We start from the raw sequence: 18,304 nt of genomic DNA, 5'->3' as shown, positions 1-18,304 counted from the left end.
ATTCTACTGGAGCCCACCGCCCGGCGCTGCGCGGCCCCGCTCGGGCAGAGCGGCCAGATCAGGCGGGCTTGACGTGGAACACTTCCACGCCGACGGCATCGCAATCCGGGTAGACGTCCGGCTTTTCCGTCGACACGCGCACGGCGCGCACCTTCGGGTGCTGCAGCATCGCGCGCGCCACGTCGTCGCACAGCGTTTCCTGCAGGTGGATATGGCCACGCGCCATGCGCTCGGCCACGGTGTTGCGCATGAAGTCGTAGTCGACTACTTCCTCGAGCCTGTCGGCCTGCGGCGTGGTCTCGGCCAGCGACACGAACAGGTCGATATTGACGAGCACGCGCTGTTCGCCCTTCTTCTCGAATTCGTGCACGCCAATGTTGATCTGCACTTCATAGTTGCGCAGGAACATGCGACGGCAGTTTTGCAGGCTGGGATGGGAGAGGGCGGCAAAGGTCATGGCTGGCAAATCAGAAACAGCTTATTCAGTAAGGAACATCACGTCGCGGGCCAGCGGCATCAGGTGCTGGCCTCCGTCGACGTACAACGTGGTGCCGGTAACGGCGCGCGCCACGGCCAGGTAGGCCACGGCCTGCGCGATGTCTTCCGGCGTGGACGACTGGCCCAGCGGCGTCATCCCATGGGCGCGGACAAAGCCCGGGTCGGACTGGTCGCCGGACACCAGCGTGATGCCGGGCGCGACGCCCACCACCCGCAGACGCGGCGCCAGTGCCTGCGCAAGCTGCACCGTGGCAGTCTGCAGCGCGGCCTTCGACAGCGTGTACGACAGGAAATCGGGATTCAGGTTGTTCAGCTTCTGGTCGAGCAGGTTGATCACAACGCCGAGCTGCCCGGTTTCGTTGCCGCCGGCGCCAAGCGCCTTGTGCATCTCACGCGCCAGCAGCAGCGGGGCCGCCACGTTGGTGCGCATGTGCGTGTCGAGCGACCCATAGGAGAAGCTCGTCGCCACGTCGTACTGGAACAGCGACGCGTTGTTGACCAGGCAGGCCGGCACGCCAAGGGCGTCGATGCAAGCGGGGATCAACCGGGCCGTGGCGGCTTCATTCGACAGATCGGCCTGCAGCACGGCGGCGCGGCGACCAAGGCCGCGGATCTGGGTGGCCAGCGCGTCCGCTTCGTCGCGCGAGCGGTTGCAGTGAACGGCAACGTCCCAGCCTTGTGCGGCAAGTTCGAGGGCGATGGCACGGCCCAGGCGGCGCGCGCCGCCGGTGACCAGCGCCACGCCACGAGATTTGACGCCCGAAGCCTGTGAAGTGCCCGTAGTCTGAGAATCTGGCATTGCTACAATTCGCGGTATGCAGAAAGTCGCTAGTCTACCCCTTCCCTCCGCAGATGCGCTGGACGCCTCTGCGGCCCTTTCCATCTGTATTGCCGGCGCCATCGACGCAGCGGGCGGCTGGATCGGCTTCGATCGATTCATGTCGCTGGCGCTCTACGCCCCCCGGCTGGGCTACTACAGTGGCGGTGCGGCCAAGTTCGGCCGCGACGTCAGCGACGGCAGCGATTTCATCACCGCCCCGGAACTGACGCCATTCTTCGCCCGCACGCTGGCGCGCCAGTTCGTGCCCCTGATCAGGATGAACCTGCCGCGCGTCATGGAATTCGGCGCGGGCACCGGCCGGCTGGCCGCCGACCTGCTGCTCGCGCTCGAAACCGAGGATGCGCTGCCAGACACCTACCAGATCGTCGAACTGTCCGGTGAATTGCGCGCGCGCCAGCAGGCCACACTGGACCAGCGGGCCCCACATCTGGCCGGGCGCGTCACCTGGCTGGACGCCCTGCCGGACCGCTTCGAGGGTGTGGTGGTGGGCAACGAAGTGCTCGATGCAATGCCGGTGCGGCTGTACGCGCGTATTGGCGGCCGCTGGCACGAACGTGGCGTGGTCTGCGCGAAGGATGGAAAGGCGGGCGCCGAGGCCTTCGCCTTCGAAGACCGGCCATTGGAGGACGGCGCGATCCCTGAGGTACTGCTCGGGATTCCGGGCGACCACGACATCGTCACCGAGACCCATGCCGAAGCGGAAGGATTCACCCGCGCCGTGGGCGCGCTGCTGGCGCGCGGCGCGGCGTTCTTTATCGACTATGGTTTCCCGGCGTCCGAGTACTACCATCCGCACCGTACCGGCGGCACGCTGATGTGCCACTACCGTCATCACGCACACCCCGACCCGTTCCTCTACCCCGGACTGCAGGACATCACCGCGCACGTGAACTTCAGTGGCATCGCCCAGGCGGCCGTGGAGGCTGGTCTGCAAGTATCCGGTTACGCCTCGCAGGCGCGCTTCCTGATGAATGCCGGCATCACGGATCTGATGATGTCGCTCGATCCGAGCGACGCCCGCGCATTCCTGCCGCAGGCCAATGCTGTGCAGAAGCTGTTGTCTGAAGCGGAGATGGGCGAGCTGTTCAAGGTCATCGCCCTCACCCGCGGCATCGACGACGCCATGCCGCTAGACGGCTTCGCGCGCGGCGACCGCAGCTTCGCACTCTAAGTCTACTAAGGGAGCCCGGGTCGCCATGTTGCGCTGGACGTTCACCATCTTTCTCTGCGTGATCGTGCTGTCAGCCTCGCTGCCGTGGCTGCAGAAGATCGGGCTGGGACGCCTGCCGGGCGATGTCCGGTTCCGCTTGTTCGGCCGCGAGTACGTGCTGCCATTCGCGTCGACGATCCTGCTGTCGCTGGCGGCGCTGGTGATCGGGAAGCTGCTGTAGGGGGCCCGCCCCCTACTCCTCCGCCATCCCCAGCCGCTGCGCCACCGCCACCACCCTGGCCTTGTGCACCCGGTCCTTGATCTGATCGACCCTGTCCCCGCAAGCCTTGGCAATCGCGCCGGCGTCCACGGAAGCCGCCGCATCGCGCGCAGCCAGCAGGCGAGCCACCTGCGGGTAGTCCTTATCCGCAAAACCCAGGCGTCCACGCGCATCGGCCTCGCAGGCCAGCAGCGCCTCGGCGAACCGCTCCGGCTTGCGCAGCGCGTCGCAACGCTCGACCAGCCGCGTCACCGCCGCCGCGCCGAACTCCATGCTGCGATGGATATTGCCGTGCTCGCGCGCCACCACCAGGGCCAGCTCGCGGCAATCGTTCGGCACGCGCAGGCGCTGGCAGATGGCTTCGAGCAACTTGACACCACGTTGCTCGTGTCCGATATGCCGGGGCAGCATGTCCTCGGGCGTGGTGCCCTTGCCAAGGTCGTGCGCCATCGCGGCGAAGCGCACCGGCAGCGATGCGCCGACGCTCGCCGCGTAGTCGATCACCATCATCACGTGCACGCCGGTATCGACTTCGGGATGATATTCCGGGCGCTGGGGCACGCCCCATAGGCGATCGAGTTCCGGCAACAGGTGGGCCAGCGCGCCGCACTCGCGCAGCACGTCGAACATGCGTGACGGCTTCGCCTCCATCAACCCGCGAGACAGTTCCTGCCAGACGCGCTCGGGCACCAGCGCATCCACCTCGCCCGCGTCGACGATCTTGCGCATCAGCGCGACGGTCTCCGGCGCCACCGTGAAATCGTGGAAGCGCGCCGCGAAACGCGCCACGCGCAGGATACGCACCGGATCCTCGGCGAAGGCGTCGGACACGTGGCGGAATTTGCGCGCGGCCAGGTCCTTCTGGCCGCCATAGGGGTCGATCACCGGGCCGACGAGGTTGTCGTGCTCGTCCACCGCCTGGGCCATCGCGTTGATGGTCAGGTCACGCCGGACGAGATCCTCCTCCAGCGTCACGTCGGCGCCGGTATAGAAGGCAAAGCCCTTGTAGCCGACCGCAGTCTTGCGCTCGGTCCGCGCCAGCGCGTACTCGGCCTTGGTCTGCGGATGGAGGAAGACCGGGAAATCCTTGCCCACCGGCTTGAAGCCGGCGGCCTCCATGTCCGCGGGCGTGGCGCCCACCACCACGTAGTCACGGTCCTGGCTCGGCTTTCCGAGCAACTGGTCGCGGACGGCGCCGCCCACTGCGTACACCTGCATGAATCAACCCGAAACGATGATCGCGTCCGGACGATCCGGCTCGGTGCGATACGGTTCATCGGCCGGGACGAAGTCCCGTTCCTCGCGCGCCGCCGCCGCCCATTCCTGCATCGCGGGCAGCGCCAGCACGAAGTCCGCGTACGCCTTGGCGGCTTCGGGCAGATGCACGCCGTAGGTGGCAAAGCGGCTGACTATCGGCGCGTAGAACGCGTCGGCAATCGTAAAGCCGCCGAACAGGAACGGACCCTCGGACGCGTAGCGCGTGCGCAGATCGGTCCAGATCGACGCGATGCGGTCGATGTCACGCTGCACGGCGACGTTCCAGCCCAGCCCCGGCAGCATTGCCGTCACGTTCATCGGCATCTGGCTGCGCAGGTTGCCAAACCCGGAATGCATCTCGGCGCAGATCGAACGCGCCAGCGCGCGCGCGGCGGCGTCCTTCGGCCACAGGGCCTTCTCCGGAAAGCGTTCGGCGACATATTCGCTGATCGACAGCGAATCCCATACGGTCACGTCGCCATCGATCAGCGCCGGCACCTTGCCAGCCGGCGAATAGCGCGCGATCTCGGTCGCGAACTCCTTCGTGAACAGACGTACCGCGATTTCCTCGAAGGCAATGCCGGCGTGGCGCAGCAACAGCCACGGGCGCAGCGACCAGGAAGAGTAGTTCTTGTTGCCGATGACGAGCTTCATCGCAGATCCTTGGGGCGAGGGTCAAAAGGTTTTCGGGCGGTGAACGTACGGAAAGCAACGCGCGCGCCCCGAACCGGTCATTCTATCGACCTCGCCGGGCGCATTCCAAGCGAATTACGCTCGCAAGCGTGTGAGCCGCAATCACATCGATCGGGCGCTAGCCCCGGTCATCGATGCACGCTGCCCCGCATGAACCGCAGCGCGCTGTCGCGATTGCGGCCGGACAGCACGTCGGTCATCACGACTTCCAGGCTGACCGGGCGCACGCCAAGCTCGGCCGCCATCGGGTGCGCCAGCACGTTGTCCAGCCGCATCGAGTCGAGATTGTCGCGCGACAGCACCGTGCCACCGGGCACGTGTTCGAGCACCGCCGCCTGCATCCGCGCGAGCGCGTCGGGTAGCGCGATGACCGGACGGGGATGCCCCGACGCGCGGCCGGCAAAGCGGACGAGTTCCTCGAGCGTGTAGACCTGCGGACCGCCAAGCTCGTAGACCTGCCCGATCGTTTCGGGATGGACCATCGCATTGACGAAGGCCTGCACCACGTCCAGCACAAACACCGGCTGGAATCGCGCGTGGGCGCACGCCAGCGGCACCACCGGCGCCATCTGCTGCAACTGGGCGAACAGGTTCAGGAAATGATCGTCGGGACCGAATACGACCGATGGACGGAAGATCGTCCAGTCGAGCCCGCTTTCGCGCACGATCCTCCCACCATCGCCCTTGCTGCGCAGATACATCGACGGTCCTTGTGGATCGGCGCCGAGCGCGCTCATGTGAAGCAGCCTGCGAACGCCAGTGCGCTTGCAGGATTCGACGACCTGGCGCGGCAGATCGACATGCGCGGCGGCGAACTGCGGCCCATACGGGTCGCCACGCTCGCCATGCAGGACGCCAACCAGATTGACGACGATACCGTCGACGCCAAGCGAGCCGATGGCGTCGTCGAGCACCGCGTCGTCGGCCAGGCCAAGTTCGATCACTTCGACACGCGGCAGCAGCAGCAGGTGCTGGGCATGCTCGACATTGCGCGTGCCGACGATGATGCGATCGGGCGCGATGGGACTATCGGGACTGGAGGCCGGATCGAGCGGCGCACCGGAGGCGGTGGCTGCGCCGGCAAGGCGGGAAATCAGGTGGCTGCCGATAAAACCGGCGCCCCCGATGACAAGAACATTGCTGGTCTGCATGGTGGGCTCCGTGACGAACACGTTACGCGGGCATCGATGCGCGCGTCCGTGGCCACGGGGCCCACCGTCTCCGTCTGAGTGCGAGAGTGCCTCGTCAGGCTCAGGGGAGGCTGGTCGTCGTGACCGAAGACGGCGCGACCATTCCCAGACGGTCTTTCAGGGACTGGGGCCGGCCACTCATTAATGCAGCATAGTACGTGGCGTTCGAAAGCACATTCTTCACGTAGTTCCGCGTCTCGGTGAACGGGATCGTCTCTGCAAAGATCGCGCCTTCCACCGGTCGCGACAGGCTGGTACGCCACGCCTTGGGCCGTCCCGGACCAGCGTTGTAGCCGGCGGACGCCAGCGTCCAGGAGCTGTCCAGATCGGTCAGCACCATGCTCATGTAGTTGGTGCCGAGCATGATGTTGATGTTGGGGTCTCCCATCATCGACGGCGAGAAGTCGGTCATGCCGATCTTGCGCGCGACGTACTTGGCCGTGGCCGGCATCACCTGCATCAGGCCATGCGCGCCCGCCGACGAACGCGCATTCATGATGAAGCGCGATTCCTGACGAATCAGGCCGTAGGCCCACGCCATGTCGAGGCCGACCTCGTCCGTGGCACGCTGCATGATGTCCCGGTACGGCATCGGGAAGCGCTGCGTGAAATCGTGCTCGGCCTTGGTGCGGTCGGACGTGTTGACGGTACGGTCGAGCAGCTCGATCTTGCGCGCGTACTCGGCCGCGGCCAGCAGGTCACGATCGTTCATGCCGCGCAGTTCCCAGTTCCACTCGCGGTTGCCTTCGAAGCGCAGGTTCAGGTCATAGAACTTCTTGGCGCGCGTGAAGCCGGCGCGCGAGCGCATCGCCATCGCCTCGGCATCGGTGACTGTGGTCCGCGTCGGAATCGTGATGCGATTGCCCAGTTCCTCGCTGGCTAGCTGGCCATAGAAATTGAACTGGCCGGCGATCGACTGGAACTGCTGCTGGGCGTCGCTGCCACGGCCATCGGCCTTGAGCGCGCGCGCGTACCAGTACGTCCATGCCGGATCCTTGGCACGCAGCTCGGGACGCATCGATTCGATGGACTGGCGCACCTGCTTCCAGTCGCCCTGACGCAGCGCTGCCCGCACGCGCCACTCCTGCGACTCATCGGACAGCCACTGGTTACCGCCCAGGTCCATCTGGCGACGGTAGTAGCCGGCAGCCTCCGGCATCAGCTTCTTGGCCGCGAACTGGCCGATCACGCCCCAGGCCGCGCCCTGCTCGTCACGCGACAGGTTGCCCGAGATCGTGCCCAGGTAGGCGGCGGCCTGCGAGGGATCGTTACGTGCCATCTTGACCACGGTGGCCAGCGAATCGCCATCCACGCGCGCATCGGGCACCGCGGCGGCGATCTTGCCGGCCAGCGTGGTGTAGTTCTGCTCCAGCGCCTGACGCGCCTGGAAAGCCACGTCGCTGCGCTGGATCTGCTGGCTCTGCGCCATGTAGCTGATCAGGTCAACACAGCCGTCGCCGTAGTAGCGCGGGTCGACCAGCACCGCACGCGCATCGGCGGCCACGTTCTGGCCCTTGAGCGCGCGCGACAGCAGCGCGTAGCACTCCACCTGCGTATCGTCCTTCAGCACGAACTGCGGATACTGGACGTCGAAGTTTGCCCAGTCGCGCTTCTTGCCAAGCACCAGCAGCCAGTCATTGCGCATCCGGTCGGCAATCGCCTCGCCCTGGTAGCGTTGCAGGAACGCGCTGATCTCGGCATCCGGCGTGTCGATCAGCGGCTGGCCGCTCGAGTCGAACATCTGCGACTTGATGCGGAAGTATTCGACGTACGACGGAATCGGATAGTCGACCAGCGTGGCCGAGATGGCCGCGGCGCGGTCCGCGTCGTTCTTGCGGGCGGCCTCGCGCAGCGCGACAAAGGCATCGTCCGGGTCCGACGGAATCGTCAGGGCGGCCGGTTGCTGCTGCACCGCTTTCTGGGGCGTCGCCGTACGTTTCTGCGCGTAGACTGGGGTAGCCAGCAGCGCACCTGCGAACGCAAGCCAGGCGAAGCGTCCGGCACGGCGCAGATATACTCCCTTCGGCATTCTTGGTATTCCTTGTTGGGTGCGTGCCTGTCACGCGACAGGCACGCAGGATTCGTGATTCGTACCACCGGCGCGCATCTTCATTTGCGCGTCCAGCATTGTTTTCAAATGTCTGTTCGATGGCCATTATTGCACGCCATGCCACCAAACCAAGCACCGGACAACGGGCCGGACAGCCTTTATTTCTCGGCCCCTGAGGACCGTCGCGCCCTGCGCCGCCGGCTGCTCGCGCTGCGCGCCGCGCTACCCGATCGAGAGACGGCGGATGCACAGATCGCGGCAGCGCTCGCGACACTGCTCGAACGTCTCGGCGTGCAACGACTGGGGTTCTACTGGCCGATCCAGCAGGAGTTCGACGCACGCGACACCGTGGCCCGATGGCTGACCGCGATGCCCGGCCGCGTGGCCGCCCTGCCCGTCGTGAGCCGGCCCGCCGCACCGCTCGATTTCCATGTGTGGACACCGGACACGACAATGCGCGCCGGCCAGTACGGCATTCCGGTGCCCGATGGCACCGGAGCCGTGACGCCCGACGCGCTGCTCATTCCATGTGTCGGATTCAGCGCCGATAAGTTCCGCCTGGGATACGGCGGCGGGTTCTACGACCGCACGCTGGCGGACATGGCTGCCGCAAACGCCACGCCGATAGCGATCGGAATCGGCTTTGCCGCGTGCGAGGTGCCGCTGCAGGCAGCGTCGCATGACCTGCCGATGGACTGGCTGGTCACGGAACGAGGGGTGATCTAGCTATTTCCACCCGGGCCACCCGGACCACCAGAGGCAACCTGGTCGGCCTGGGCGCTCATCAGTTCCTCCACCAGCGTCCGCATCTTGCGCCAGTGCGATCCTTCCCAGAACACGCGCTGGCAATGCGGGCAGGTGACGAAATGCTCGTGACGCTCGAACACCCCTTCCGGCACGCGCCCATCCACATCGGTCTTGCCAATACGACGCAGGGGCACGTTGCAATCGAGGCAGAGCGAGAATGGCCTGGCGCTGCGAGCCAGGTCCAGTCTGGAAAAGATCTCCCTGACCTGCAATGACGACCGGATCGCCCGCACGTAACAGCCGTGGGTGATGCCGCGGCGCTTGAGCAGTTCGCGGTCGCGGGTCAGTACGATGCGCTTCTCGTCCGAGGCGATGCGGGCGATCTCGCTGTCTTCGAAGTGGTTGTCGTAGAGCGTATCGAAGCCAGTCATGCGCAGCAGATGCGCCAGGCCGCCGAGATGGGCGTCCGCCACGAAGCGGATTTCGCGCAGCGGATGTTCGCGGACACGTAGCAGCGGTGCGATATCGAACGATTCGAATTTTGGGTAGACCGCGATGCGGTCGCCGTCGCACACGATGCGCTCGAACGGCGACGACTCGCCGTTGACGAGAATCAGCTCCACCTCGGTATGCGGCACGCCCAGCGCTTCGATCATGTGCTTGACCGTGGCGGCGCGCGCGCAGGGGCACGACAGATCCCGGCGACGTTGTGCTGGCGCCAGGAAGTCGTTCAGTTCCTCGTAGAAACGGAATGTGGCGGTGACCATGCCGCCGAGTATGACACCAACGGCCACGCCAGTGGCCAGGCGGTCAGGTGGTCATGTGGTCAGCGCGCGTTACCCAGACGTAACGCGGCTTCCACGGCCATGCGCGCCCACGGTGTCATCGCTGCGGGCGATTCCAGACACGCGGGTGGCAGGCCCAGGTAGTGACGCATCGTCACTTCGCGGCGCGCGGACTGGTACCGGAACGGCTCGCTGCCCTCGGCCTCGAAGCGCGCCAGCGTGACGTCGTCGGCCTTCAGGAAGCACTGGCCGCCACTGATGAGCGCGAACATCAGGCCATCGTAGAACAGGCCATGCCCGCCGAACATCCGCTTGGCCGTGATGGCCCCGATGTTGGCCGCCAGCGGCGCCATCAGTTCGAGCAGGTGCTCGACGAATGGGTCCGGGCGGCGCGCGGCGGGCATCGGGAATTACAGCTTCAGGCGCTGCCAGACCGCCTTGGTCGCGCCGGCGGCGTTGAGCGTGTAGAAGTGCAGGCCCGGCACGCCCGCATCGAGCAGGCGCGCGCACAGGTCGGTCACCACGTCCAGGCCGAAGGCGCGGATCGCTTCCTTGTCATCGCCGAACGACTCGAGCCGCTTGGCTACCCAGCGCGGCACTTCGGCGCCGCACATCTCGGAAAAGCGCATCAGCTGAGAGTAGTTCGTGATCGGCATGATGCCGGGCACGATCGGCACTTCCACGCCCATCGCGCGCACGTCGTCGACGAAGCGAAAGTACGCATCGGCGTTGAAGAAGTACTGCGTGATCGCCGAGTCCGCGCCGGCCTTGACCTTGCGCACGAAATTTTCCAGGTCGTGACGCGGCGAACGGGCCTGCGGGTGGTACTCGGGATAGGCGGCCACTTCGATGTTGAACCAGTCACCGGTTTCCGCGCGGATGAACTCGACGAGTTCGTTGGCATAGCGGAACTCGCCGATCTCGCCCATGCCCGACGGCATGTCGCCGCGCAGCGCCACGATGTGGCGGATGCCGCCATCGCGATAGGTCTGGAGAATCGTCCGGATGCTGTCGCGCGTGGAGCCCACGCACGACAAGTGCGGCGCAGCCTCGATACCTTCGCGCTGGATCTCCAGCACGGCATCGAGCGTGCCCTGCTGCGTGGTACCGCCGGCGCCGAACGTCACCGAGATGTACTTGGGCTGCAGCGGCGCAAGCTGCGCGCGCGTATTGCGCAGTTTCTCCGCGCCCTCCGCCGTCTTGGGCGGGAAGAATTCGAAGCTGAAGTAACGATCAGTCATGGTTGGCACGCCGCCGTGGCGGCGCCCAGAAAAAGAGTCTCAACGCGTCAGTTGCGCTCGCCCAGCAGCACGCTGGCCAGGATCCACGCAATCACGCTGTACAAGATCGAGCCGAGCAGCGCCGAACCGAAGCCGTCCACGACGAATCCTTGCAGCAGGTTGCCCACGAACAGGAACAGCAGCGCGTTGATGACGAAGATGAACAGGCCCAGCGTCAGCAGCGTGACCGGCAGCGTCAGGATGACGAGGATCGGCCGAATCAGCGCATTGACGAGGCCCAGCACCAGCGCGGCAATCATGGCGGAGCCGAAGCTGCCAAGATGGACCCCGCTGATCAGGTAACCCACCAGGAACAACGCTGCGGCATTGATGATCCATACGGCCAACAGTCTCATTGCAACTCCTTTGTTTTTGGTTGGATGACACTAATTGTGCACGGTCTTGATGACGCCGTGTCGCGCGGCCGGCGCGGCGCCCGCTCCCGCGCGGGAGCGGGGAGCCGCGCCGGGGGCGAGAGCCGTGGCCGATCAGTAGCGGTAGTGGTCGGCCTTGTACGGGCCTTCCTTCTTCACGCCGATGTAGGCCGCCTGCTGCTCGGTCAGTTCGGTCAGTTGCGCGTTCAGCTTCCGGAGCTGCAGGCGCGCGACCTTTTCGTCCAGGTGCTTCGGCAGCACGTACACGCCAACCGGGTACTTGCCGCTGTCACGTTCGGCCCACAATTCGATCTGGGCGATCGTCTGGTTGGCGAACGAGCTGCTCATCACGTACGACGGGTGACCCGTGGCGCAGCCCAGGTTCACCAGGCGGCCCTTGGCCAGGATGATGATCTTCTTGCCGTCCGGGAACTTGACGTGGTCAACCTGCGGCTTGATCTCGTCCCATTCGTACTTCTCGACCGATGCGATGTCGATCTCGTTGTCGAAGTGGCCGATGTTGCAGACGATGGCCTGGTCCTTCATCTTGGCCATGTGGTCGTGCGTGATCACGTGGTAGTTGCCGGTGCAGGTCACGAAGATGTCGCCGTGCTCGGCGGCGTAGTCCATCGTCACCACGCGGTAGCCTTCCATGGCGGCCTGCAGCGCGCAGATCGGATCGATCTCGGTCACCCACACTTGCGCGGACAGCGCGCGCAGGGCCTGGGCGCTGCCCTTGCCCACGTCGCCGTAACCGGCAACCACGGCGATCTTGCCGGCGATCATCACGTCGGTGGCGCGCTTGATGCCGTCCACCAGCGATTCGCGGCAGCCGTAGAGGTTGTCGAACTTGCTCTTGGTCACCGAGTCGTTGACGTTGATGGCCGGGAACTTCAGTTCACCCTTTTGCGCCATCTGGTACAGGCGGTGCACGCCGGTGGTCGTTTCCTCGGTCACGCCACGGATGGCGGCCAGGTTGCGGCTGTACCAGGTCGAATCCTTGGCCAGCTTTTCCTTGATGGCGGCGAACAGGAAGGTTTCTTCCTCGCTGGTCGGCTTGGCGATCAGCGACGCATCCTTTTCGGCGCGGGCACCCAGGTGCAGCAGCAGCGTGGCGTCGCCGCCATCGTCCAGGATCATGTTCGGCGTGCCACCGTCGGCCCAGTCGAAGATGCGGTGCGTGAAGTCCCAGTATTCCTTCAGCGATTCGCCCTTGAAGGCGAACACGGGCGTGCCCGATGCGGCGATGGCGGCGGCGGCGTGATCCTGCGTCGAGAAGATGTTGCACGAGGCCCAGCGCACGTCGGCGCCCAGTGCCTTGAGGGTTTCGATCAGCACGGCGGTCTGGATCGTCATGTGCAGCGAACCGGCGATGCGCGCGCCCTTGAGCGGCTGCGCGGCGGCGAATTCGTCGCGAATGGCCATCAGGCCGGGCATTTCGGTCTCGGCGATGGCGATTTCCTTGCGGCCCCAGCCGGCCAGGCCGATATCGGCCACGATGTAGTCTTGCTTCAGGTCGGTCACTGCGTTCATACGTCACTCCGTAGTTGAAGTGGTCACGCAAGAAACGGGAGGGCGACAAGATGACGGCAGCCCCGAAGGGGTGCCGATGGCCGCGCCAGCACTTGGCATGGCGGGCGGACAGGTCGACTCGCGTCCGTGCGAACCACGGAACTGCGAGCGCCGTTGAAACATTCCGAGCCTGGCGGAAGGCGGGGCCATCCGTTGCAACGCTCCTCGGAGTGGCGGTATTGTAGCGTGCCTGTCCGCGCCTTGCGGCGCAAGCAGGCACATTTTTCCGGTCTTTCTCCGTCTCTCCTCACCTTGCACATGCTCCCCACGCCACCCCGCACCCTGACCATCGCCGGATCCGACTCCGGAGGCGGGGCCGGTATCCAGGCCGATCTGAAGACGTTCGCGGCACTGGGATGTTTCGGCATGAGCGCGATCACCGCGATCACGGCTCAGAACACGCTCGGCGTGACCGGCGTCCACGCCATACCGGCCGACATGGTGGCCGCGCAGATCGACGCCGTGGCCAGCGACATCGGCGTGGACGCGGCCAAGACCGGCATGCTGGGAACGGCGGCCATCGTTGAGGCCGTAGCCGGGGCGGTGGATCGGCATGGCATCCGCAAGCTCGTGGTGGACCCGGTGATGATTTCGACCTCGGGCGCCACGCTGTCCGACGACGCGACCAGCCAGGCGATGGTGAAACTGCTGTTTCCGCGCGCGATGCTGGTCACGCCGAACCTGCCTGAGGCGTCATACCTGCTGGGCCGCCGCATCACGCGCCGCGCCGAAATGGAGGCGGCCGCAGCGGACCTGCTTGCGCTCGGTTGCAAGGCGGTGCTGCTCAAGGGCGGCCATCTGGAAGACGACGGCCCCGGCAGCCTGGGCCTGGATGACCTGCTGATGCTGGCCGACGGCACCGTGCGCGTCTACACCCATCCGCGCGTCGATACGCCGAACCTGCACGGCACCGGCTGCACGCTGGCCGCCGCCATCGCGGCGCAGCTCGCCCGGGGCGACGCGCTGCCCGATGCGGTCGCCGCGGCGCTCGACTTCGTCGCGCAAGCCATTCGCTCGGGCGCCCGGCTGCGCCTTGGCGGCGGCAACGGCCCCCTCAATCACAGCTTCGCGCCGCGCGCGCTGGGCTAATCGCGAGCATCGCGAAAACCATGCAGACACTGACCAACATCGACCTGCGCGAAGACCGCGCCGCCCACTGGTACGTCAAGGATGAAACGGTGCAGGTGGCCTTTGCCACCGAGCCGGGAGAACTGATCAGCCGCGAGGGCCCGAACCGCTATCAGCCAGGCGACGCGATCGTGACCGGCGCCACCGGCGACCGCTGGGTGGTTTCGCGCGGACGCTTCGACCCACGGTATGTGGCGGTGGGACCGAACGCCCATGGTGAGTCCGGCCCGTATCGCAACAAGCCGGTGCCGGTGCTGGCCCGGGAGATGCCGCACGCATTCGCGATTGCGCGCTCGACCGGCGGCGACGTGCTGACCGGCAAGCCGGGCGACTGGCTGATGCAATACGCGCCCGGCGACTATGGCATCACCGAGCGCGCGCGATTTGAAGCGGTGTACCGTCCCGCGGACGGTCCGAAAGATTAATCGCCGCCGACCAGCTTCACGAGCTTGAACGACGCGCGGGCCACGCAGCAGAGCGTGCCCGTCGCGTCGCGGGCCTCGCCCTCGCAGAAGGCGATCTTGGCGCCACGGCGCATGATGCGCGCCTCGAACGTCAGTTCGCCGCGTGCGGCGGACAGGAAATGCGTGGACATGTCGATCGTGATGACGCCGGTCTCCAGCGGGGCATGAGACCGCGCCGCACCGCTCAGCGTGAAGTCCAGCACCGCCATCAGGGTGCCGCCATGCACGTCGCCACGGCTGTTCACCACGTTGGGATTGGCCGGCAGACGCGTGCGGCACAGACCCTCTTCCATATGCACGGGCTGCAGACCCAGCAGGCGCATCAACGGAATGTCAATGCCGAAGTAAGGCTTGTCGGGGGTGCCCGGTGCGGCGGGGATGATCTCGTTCACTGCTGTTTCCTCTCTGCAGGGTTCCGTTCCGTAGTGCGGAACCTCAGTCCTTTAATGGTGAGCCAAAGAGGATATGCGCAATTGCCGGGCGCCACCAGCCGGGCTGGCCGGTCAGCGCCCAAAGTCTACGTCCAGATCAGGCAAACAAGGCGTTGAGCCCCGCCACCGCCGCCGGCACATCGCTGGCTTCCGTGATCGCCCGCACCACGGCGGCGCTGCCGACGCCCACCGCCAGCACTTCCCCCATGTTGCCTGCGTTCACCCCGCCGATGCCAACCAGCGACGGGATCACGGGCTGCATCAACGCCACGTAGGACTGGAAGCGGCCCATGCCCTGCGGCTGGGTCGGCATGACCTTGGTGGTGGTCGGGAAGATCGCGCCAAGCGCGAGGTAGCTCGGCGAGATCGCGGCCACGCGCAGCATTTCCGCGTAGCCGTGCGTGGACACCCCGAGGCGCAGGCCCGACGCGCGGATCGCGTCAAGGTCGGCGTCGTCCAGATCCTCCTGCCCAAGATGAATCCCGTAGATGCCGCTGTCGCCACCGCAGGCTGCGTGGTGATCGATCGCCACACGCCAGTGATCGTTGATGAACAGGCGCGACTGCGAACCTTTGACCGCCTTCGCGGCGCGCGCCACCTCATGCTTCACCGCGTCGGCATCGTCTGACTTGAAGCGCAGCTGCACGGTCGGCACAGCCAGCGGCACAAGCGTCTCGATCCATGCCGCGCTGGGCATCACGGCATAGAGACCGAGATCGGGCGGACAAGGCGCGAAGGGCTGCGCCGTCTGGCCCGGCGGCACCAGCGCAGCATGTCGCACCTGCGGAAAGCGCCCGAAATCGTTCGGCCAGGCCGTGGCGCCCGGCTGCCAGGCGCGGGCGATGCAAAGGGCGTCGTGCGCCGGAAAGTGCAGCGACAACGCGGCACGCAGCACGGCCACGAACGCGGGCGAATGCGGCGTGTCGTCATCGGCCCGCACGTCAAGCACCCAGGTACCCATCGGCGAGCGCACGGTGTCGATCCAGCGGCCGCCTTCGCGCTCCGATTCGATCAGCACCGCATCCGCGACCACCACCCGATCGATCAGATCCCCGGTGGCCTCGCCATCGGACAGCACCACGTCATGGCGATCGAGCGCGGCGGGAGCATTCGCCGCCGACCAGATGCGCCATGGCGTTTCGTCACGGCCGAACATCGCGGCGTAACGCGCCATCAAGTCATCGAACAGCGCGGCGTCGATGGCCGCTGCAACACCCTGACGTGTCATGCGCGGTCCTCCGCGCCTTCGGCGTGCCAGAACGGCATCCCCACCACGGGCGTGCTGGCCTGGGCCACCTCGCGCTCTGGCATCGGGCCGGCCAGGTAGGCGGTGCGCCCGGCTTCCACGGCCAGCGCGAACGCGCGCGCCATGTTCACCGGATACGCGGACTGGGCCACGGCCGTATTGAGCAGCACGCCGTCGTAGCCCCACTCCAGCACCTGCGCCGCGTGCGACGGCAGGCCGAGGCCGGCATCGACGATCAGCGGGGTGTCGGGCAGACGGTCACGCAGCGTGCGCATCGCGTGCGGGTTCACCGCGCCACGGCCTGTGCCGATCGGGGCAGCCCACGGCATCAGCGCCTGGCAACCGACGTCGAGCAGGCGGCGACACAGCACGAGGTCCTCGGTGCAGTACGGCAGCACCTTGAAGCCTTCCTTGACCAGCGTTTCGGCCACGGCAGGCATGTTGAGCGTGTCGGGCTGCAGCGTGTAGTCGTCGCCGATCAGTTCCAGCTTGATCCAGTCGGTCTCGAATACCTCGCGGGCCATCATCGCCGTGGTGATCACTTCCTGCGCCGTGAAACAGCCGGCGGTATTGGGCAGCACCGGCACGCCCAGCGTGCGCAGCATCTGCCAGAAGGTCTCGCCGCCGAGCGTCTGGCCATCACCGCTGCCCACGGCGGTCTGACGGCGCAGCGCCACCGTGATCATGGCCGGACGCGAGGCTTCCACGGCCGCCTGCAGCGTGGCGGGGGACGGGTAACGTGCCGTGCCGAGCAGCAGGCGCGACGCAAACGATTCCCCGTACAGCACGAACGGGTCGCGCAGGGTTTCAGTTGGTTCGAATGTCATAAGGGACTTAGCCTCCCGTCACGGGTTGCACGAGATCGATCTGGTCGCCCGCGGCCAGCGGCGTGGCCGCATGGCGGGTGCGCGGGACGAACTGGCCGTTCACCGCGGCGGCGAACGGCGGCGCGATGGCCGCCGCCGTCACCGCGTCCGCCAGCGTGGCGGCTTCGGGCAACTCGATCGGTCGGCCATTGAGCAGGATTTCCATGGTGTCTGTCTGATTAGTGCAGCAGGCCGCTGCCGGCCCCGGCCGATAGCATCGCGCTGCCACGCTCCTGCACGGCTTCGATCATGCCGGGCCAGCGCAACGCGGCGGGCACCGCGTGCGCGGCGGGGTCACCACCGAGCATCGCGCGCACGACGGCACACGCGGCCTCCGTCACGGCCGGCGCGATCAGCCAGCCATGCCGATAGAGACCGTTGACGCGCACGACGCGTGCCTGCTGGTCGACGCGAATCGCCGGCAGATGGTCGGGGCGGGTTGGCCGGCGCTGGACATTGAGTTCGAGCACGCGCGCCTCGCCGAACGCCGGATGCAGCGAATGCGCGGCCGAGAGCAGTTCGAGCGCGGAACGCACGCTCATTGGCGATTCGTCCTCGCTTTCGAGTTCCGTCGCGCCGATCACGTAGAGATCGTTCGGCTTCGGCGCGATATAGATCGGGTAGCGCGGATGCAGCAGTCGCACCGGGCGATGCAGCTTTACATCCGGCGCGTGGACGCGCACCACTTCGCCACGCAGGCCGCGCAGGCCCGGCAGCGCGGTCTCGCCGCCCACGGACGCATTGGTCCACGCAGCGCGCGCGCCCAGGCCACGACAGTCGAGCACCACGCCGGCGCGAATACCCAGCGCGGGCAAGGCGTCGGCATCGATGTCACCGGCCTCCCAGACGCAGTGCAAGCCCTCCGTCACGGCGCAGCTCAGCAGCGCGTGCAGCGCGCCTCGGTTGTCGAGCTGCCCTTCGCCCTGCAGCAGCAGGCCTTGCGGAAAGCGCCCTGCCAGGGCCGGCTCGATCTGGCCCACGCCTTCGCCGTCGAGCGCGCGCAGGCGTTGCTGCACCAGATCGGGCGGCGCCACGGCACGCATACGCCCCGTGAACAGCGACACCTCGCTGCGGTCACGCGCATGCCAGACCACCAGCGTGCCGTCCTCCTGGAAGAACACGGGCTCTGGCAACTCGCCAATCCAGGTACGCCAGAGATCGACGCTGGCCATGCCGAGATCGACGATGCGGCGCTCGGCAATCGCCGATTCGGCCAGCGGCGCCAGCATGGCCGCCGCCACATGCGCGGCCGAGCCGCTGCCATCGGGTCCGCCACGCTCGATCAGCGCCACGCGGGCGCCGGCGCGCACGAGCTGCCAGGCGGATAACCGCCCGGCCAGGCCGGCACCGAGGATGGCGACATCGAAGGACTGTACTGCTGTCATGAGATTGTTTGCCGGCGGCATGAGAAAGGTATGTGCCGTCCGGCCTCCGGTTGGGTGAATACCGCCG

At 66.6% G+C, this 18,304-nt stretch carries 21 protein-coding genes and 1 riboswitch; of the genes, 5 read left to right on the top strand and 16 right to left on the bottom strand.

The genetic code is table 11. The annotated features are described in order from the left end of the window. Positions 1–58 precede the first annotated feature (58 nt). Complete coding sequence (locus K6G35_RS00925) at positions 59–457, bottom strand: dihydroneopterin aldolase (protein WP_035881279.1); 399 nt, start codon at positions 455–457, stop codon at positions 59–61. Between the two features lie 21 nt (positions 458–478). Further along, complete coding sequence (locus tag K6G35_RS00920; protein ID WP_495676000.1) at positions 479–1,297, bottom strand: SDR family oxidoreductase; 819 nt, start codon at positions 1,295–1,297, stop codon at positions 479–481. 16 nt (positions 1,298–1,313) lie between these two features. On the opposite strand from K6G35_RS00920, the gene K6G35_RS00915 reads away from it, so the two are divergent. Both K6G35_RS00915 and K6G35_RS00910 read left to right on the top strand, forming a co-directional pair. After that, entirely contained in the window at positions 1,314–2,510 is a 1,197-nt protein-coding gene (locus tag K6G35_RS00915; protein ID WP_008641840.1) for a class I SAM-dependent methyltransferase, read from the top strand. A gap of 25 nt (positions 2,511–2,535) precedes the next feature. Beyond that, complete coding sequence (locus tag K6G35_RS00910; protein WP_008641842.1) at positions 2,536–2,730, top strand: DUF2905 domain-containing protein; 195 nt, start codon at positions 2,536–2,538, stop codon at positions 2,728–2,730. A gap of 12 nt (positions 2,731–2,742) precedes the next feature. On the opposite strand, the gene K6G35_RS00905 is transcribed toward K6G35_RS00910, so the two are convergent. The 4 genes from K6G35_RS00905 to K6G35_RS00890 all read right to left on the bottom strand — a co-directional run bounded on the left by K6G35_RS00905 (position 2,743) and on the right by K6G35_RS00890 (position 7,938). Continuing rightward, positions 2,743–3,987 (bottom strand): multifunctional CCA addition/repair protein, encoded by a 1,245-nt coding sequence (locus K6G35_RS00905; RefSeq protein WP_008641844.1) that lies wholly within the window; start codon positions 3,985–3,987, stop codon positions 2,743–2,745. A gap of 3 nt (positions 3,988–3,990) precedes the next feature. Next, entirely contained in the window at positions 3,991–4,680 is a 690-nt protein-coding gene (locus K6G35_RS00900; protein ID WP_008641846.1) for a glutathione S-transferase family protein, read from the bottom strand. Positions 4,681–4,847: 167 nt separating this feature from the next. Beyond that, positions 4,848–5,870 carry a complex I NDUFA9 subunit family protein gene (locus K6G35_RS00895; protein ID WP_008641848.1) on the bottom strand — a complete coding sequence of 341 codons (1,023 nt, stop codon included), beginning with the start codon at positions 5,868–5,870 and terminating at the stop codon, positions 4,848–4,850. Positions 5,871–5,970: 100 nt separating this feature from the next. Then, entirely contained in the window at positions 5,971–7,938 is a 1,968-nt protein-coding gene (locus K6G35_RS00890; protein ID WP_008641850.1) for a lytic transglycosylase domain-containing protein, read from the bottom strand. 138 nt (positions 7,939–8,076) lie between these two features. Here K6G35_RS00890 and K6G35_RS00885 point away from each other — a divergent pair, with 138 nt between their 5' ends. Further along, positions 8,077–8,685, top strand: a complete 609-nt coding sequence (locus K6G35_RS00885) for a 5-formyltetrahydrofolate cyclo-ligase (protein ID WP_495675999.1) — start codon at positions 8,077–8,079, stop codon at positions 8,683–8,685. Here K6G35_RS00885 and K6G35_RS00880 read toward each other — a convergent pair. The 5 genes from K6G35_RS00880 to ahcY form a co-directional block, all read right to left on the bottom strand. Further along, positions 8,682–9,473 carry a Mut7-C RNAse domain-containing protein gene (locus K6G35_RS00880; RefSeq protein WP_495676326.1) on the bottom strand — a complete coding sequence of 264 codons (792 nt, stop codon included), beginning with the start codon at positions 9,471–9,473 and terminating at the stop codon, positions 8,682–8,684. The two genes, K6G35_RS00885 and K6G35_RS00880, sit on opposite strands and share 4 nt — an antisense overlap. 59 nt (positions 9,474–9,532) lie before the next feature. Beyond that, positions 9,533–9,895: a TfoX/Sxy family protein gene (locus K6G35_RS00875; RefSeq protein WP_495675998.1), complete on the bottom strand. Its 363-nt coding sequence runs from the start codon at positions 9,893–9,895 to the stop codon at positions 9,533–9,535. Between the two features lie 6 nt (positions 9,896–9,901). Further along, positions 9,902–10,732 carry a methylenetetrahydrofolate reductase [NAD(P)H] gene (gene metF, locus K6G35_RS00870; protein ID WP_008641858.1) on the bottom strand — a complete coding sequence of 277 codons (831 nt, stop codon included), beginning with the start codon at positions 10,730–10,732 and terminating at the stop codon, positions 9,902–9,904. Between the two features lie 47 nt (positions 10,733–10,779). After that, complete coding sequence (locus tag K6G35_RS00865; protein WP_008641859.1) at positions 10,780–11,127, bottom strand: phage holin family protein; 348 nt, start codon at positions 11,125–11,127, stop codon at positions 10,780–10,782. A 132-nt stretch (positions 11,128–11,259) separates the two neighbouring features. Beyond that, the gene (gene ahcY / locus K6G35_RS00860) at positions 11,260–12,678 is read right to left on the bottom strand and encodes an adenosylhomocysteinase (RefSeq protein ID WP_008641860.1); all 1,419 of its coding nucleotides are present in this window, start codon (positions 12,676–12,678) and stop codon (positions 11,260–11,262) included. A gap of 138 nt (positions 12,679–12,816) precedes the next feature. Next, positions 12,817–12,890: riboswitch (S-adenosyl-L-homocysteine riboswitch) on the bottom strand. Positions 12,891–12,975: 85 nt separating this feature from the next. Here ahcY and thiD point away from each other — a divergent pair. Together thiD and K6G35_RS00850 are read left to right on the top strand one after the other, a co-directional pair. Further along, the gene (thiD, locus tag K6G35_RS00855; RefSeq protein ID WP_186425541.1) at positions 12,976–13,806 is read left to right on the top strand and encodes a bifunctional hydroxymethylpyrimidine kinase/phosphomethylpyrimidine kinase; all 831 of its coding nucleotides are present in this window, start codon (positions 12,976–12,978) and stop codon (positions 13,804–13,806) included. A 20-nt stretch (positions 13,807–13,826) separates the two neighbouring features. Beyond that, on the top strand, positions 13,827–14,270 hold the full coding sequence (locus K6G35_RS00850) for a PGDYG domain-containing protein (RefSeq protein ID WP_186425540.1): 444 nt from the start codon (positions 13,827–13,829) through the stop codon (positions 14,268–14,270). Here K6G35_RS00850 and K6G35_RS00845 read toward each other — a convergent pair. The 5 genes from K6G35_RS00845 to K6G35_RS00825 all read right to left on the bottom strand — a co-directional run bounded on the left by K6G35_RS00845 (position 14,267) and on the right by K6G35_RS00825 (position 18,237). Further along, a complete protein-coding gene (locus K6G35_RS00845; RefSeq protein ID WP_008648494.1) occupies positions 14,267–14,701 on the bottom strand; it encodes a PaaI family thioesterase in 435 nt (144 codons plus the stop codon). The two genes, K6G35_RS00850 and K6G35_RS00845, sit on opposite strands and share 4 nt — an antisense overlap. Positions 14,702–14,837: 136 nt before the next feature. Continuing rightward, on the bottom strand, positions 14,838–15,968 hold the full coding sequence (locus tag K6G35_RS00840; protein ID WP_495675997.1) for a thiamine phosphate synthase: 1,131 nt from the start codon (positions 15,966–15,968) through the stop codon (positions 14,838–14,840). Further along, entirely contained in the window at positions 15,965–16,813 is an 849-nt protein-coding gene (locus tag K6G35_RS00835) for a thiazole synthase (RefSeq protein ID WP_008648498.1), read from the bottom strand. The genes K6G35_RS00840 and K6G35_RS00835 overlap by 4 nt, the downstream gene beginning before the upstream one ends. A 7-nt stretch (positions 16,814–16,820) precedes the next feature. Continuing rightward, positions 16,821–17,018: a sulfur carrier protein ThiS gene (gene thiS, locus K6G35_RS00830; protein ID WP_008648499.1), complete on the bottom strand. Its 198-nt coding sequence runs from the start codon at positions 17,016–17,018 to the stop codon at positions 16,821–16,823. A 13-nt stretch (positions 17,019–17,031) separates the two neighbouring features. Beyond that, positions 17,032–18,237 (bottom strand): FAD-dependent oxidoreductase, encoded by a 1,206-nt coding sequence (locus K6G35_RS00825; protein WP_495675996.1) that lies wholly within the window; start codon positions 18,235–18,237, stop codon positions 17,032–17,034. Positions 18,238–18,304: the final 67 nt, after the last annotated feature.

This window comes from Cupriavidus sp. HY129 (genome assembly GCF_059492215.1).
The sequence above is the reverse complement of the archived record's forward strand: the minus strand, read 5'-3'. Positions and strand labels throughout refer to the sequence as shown.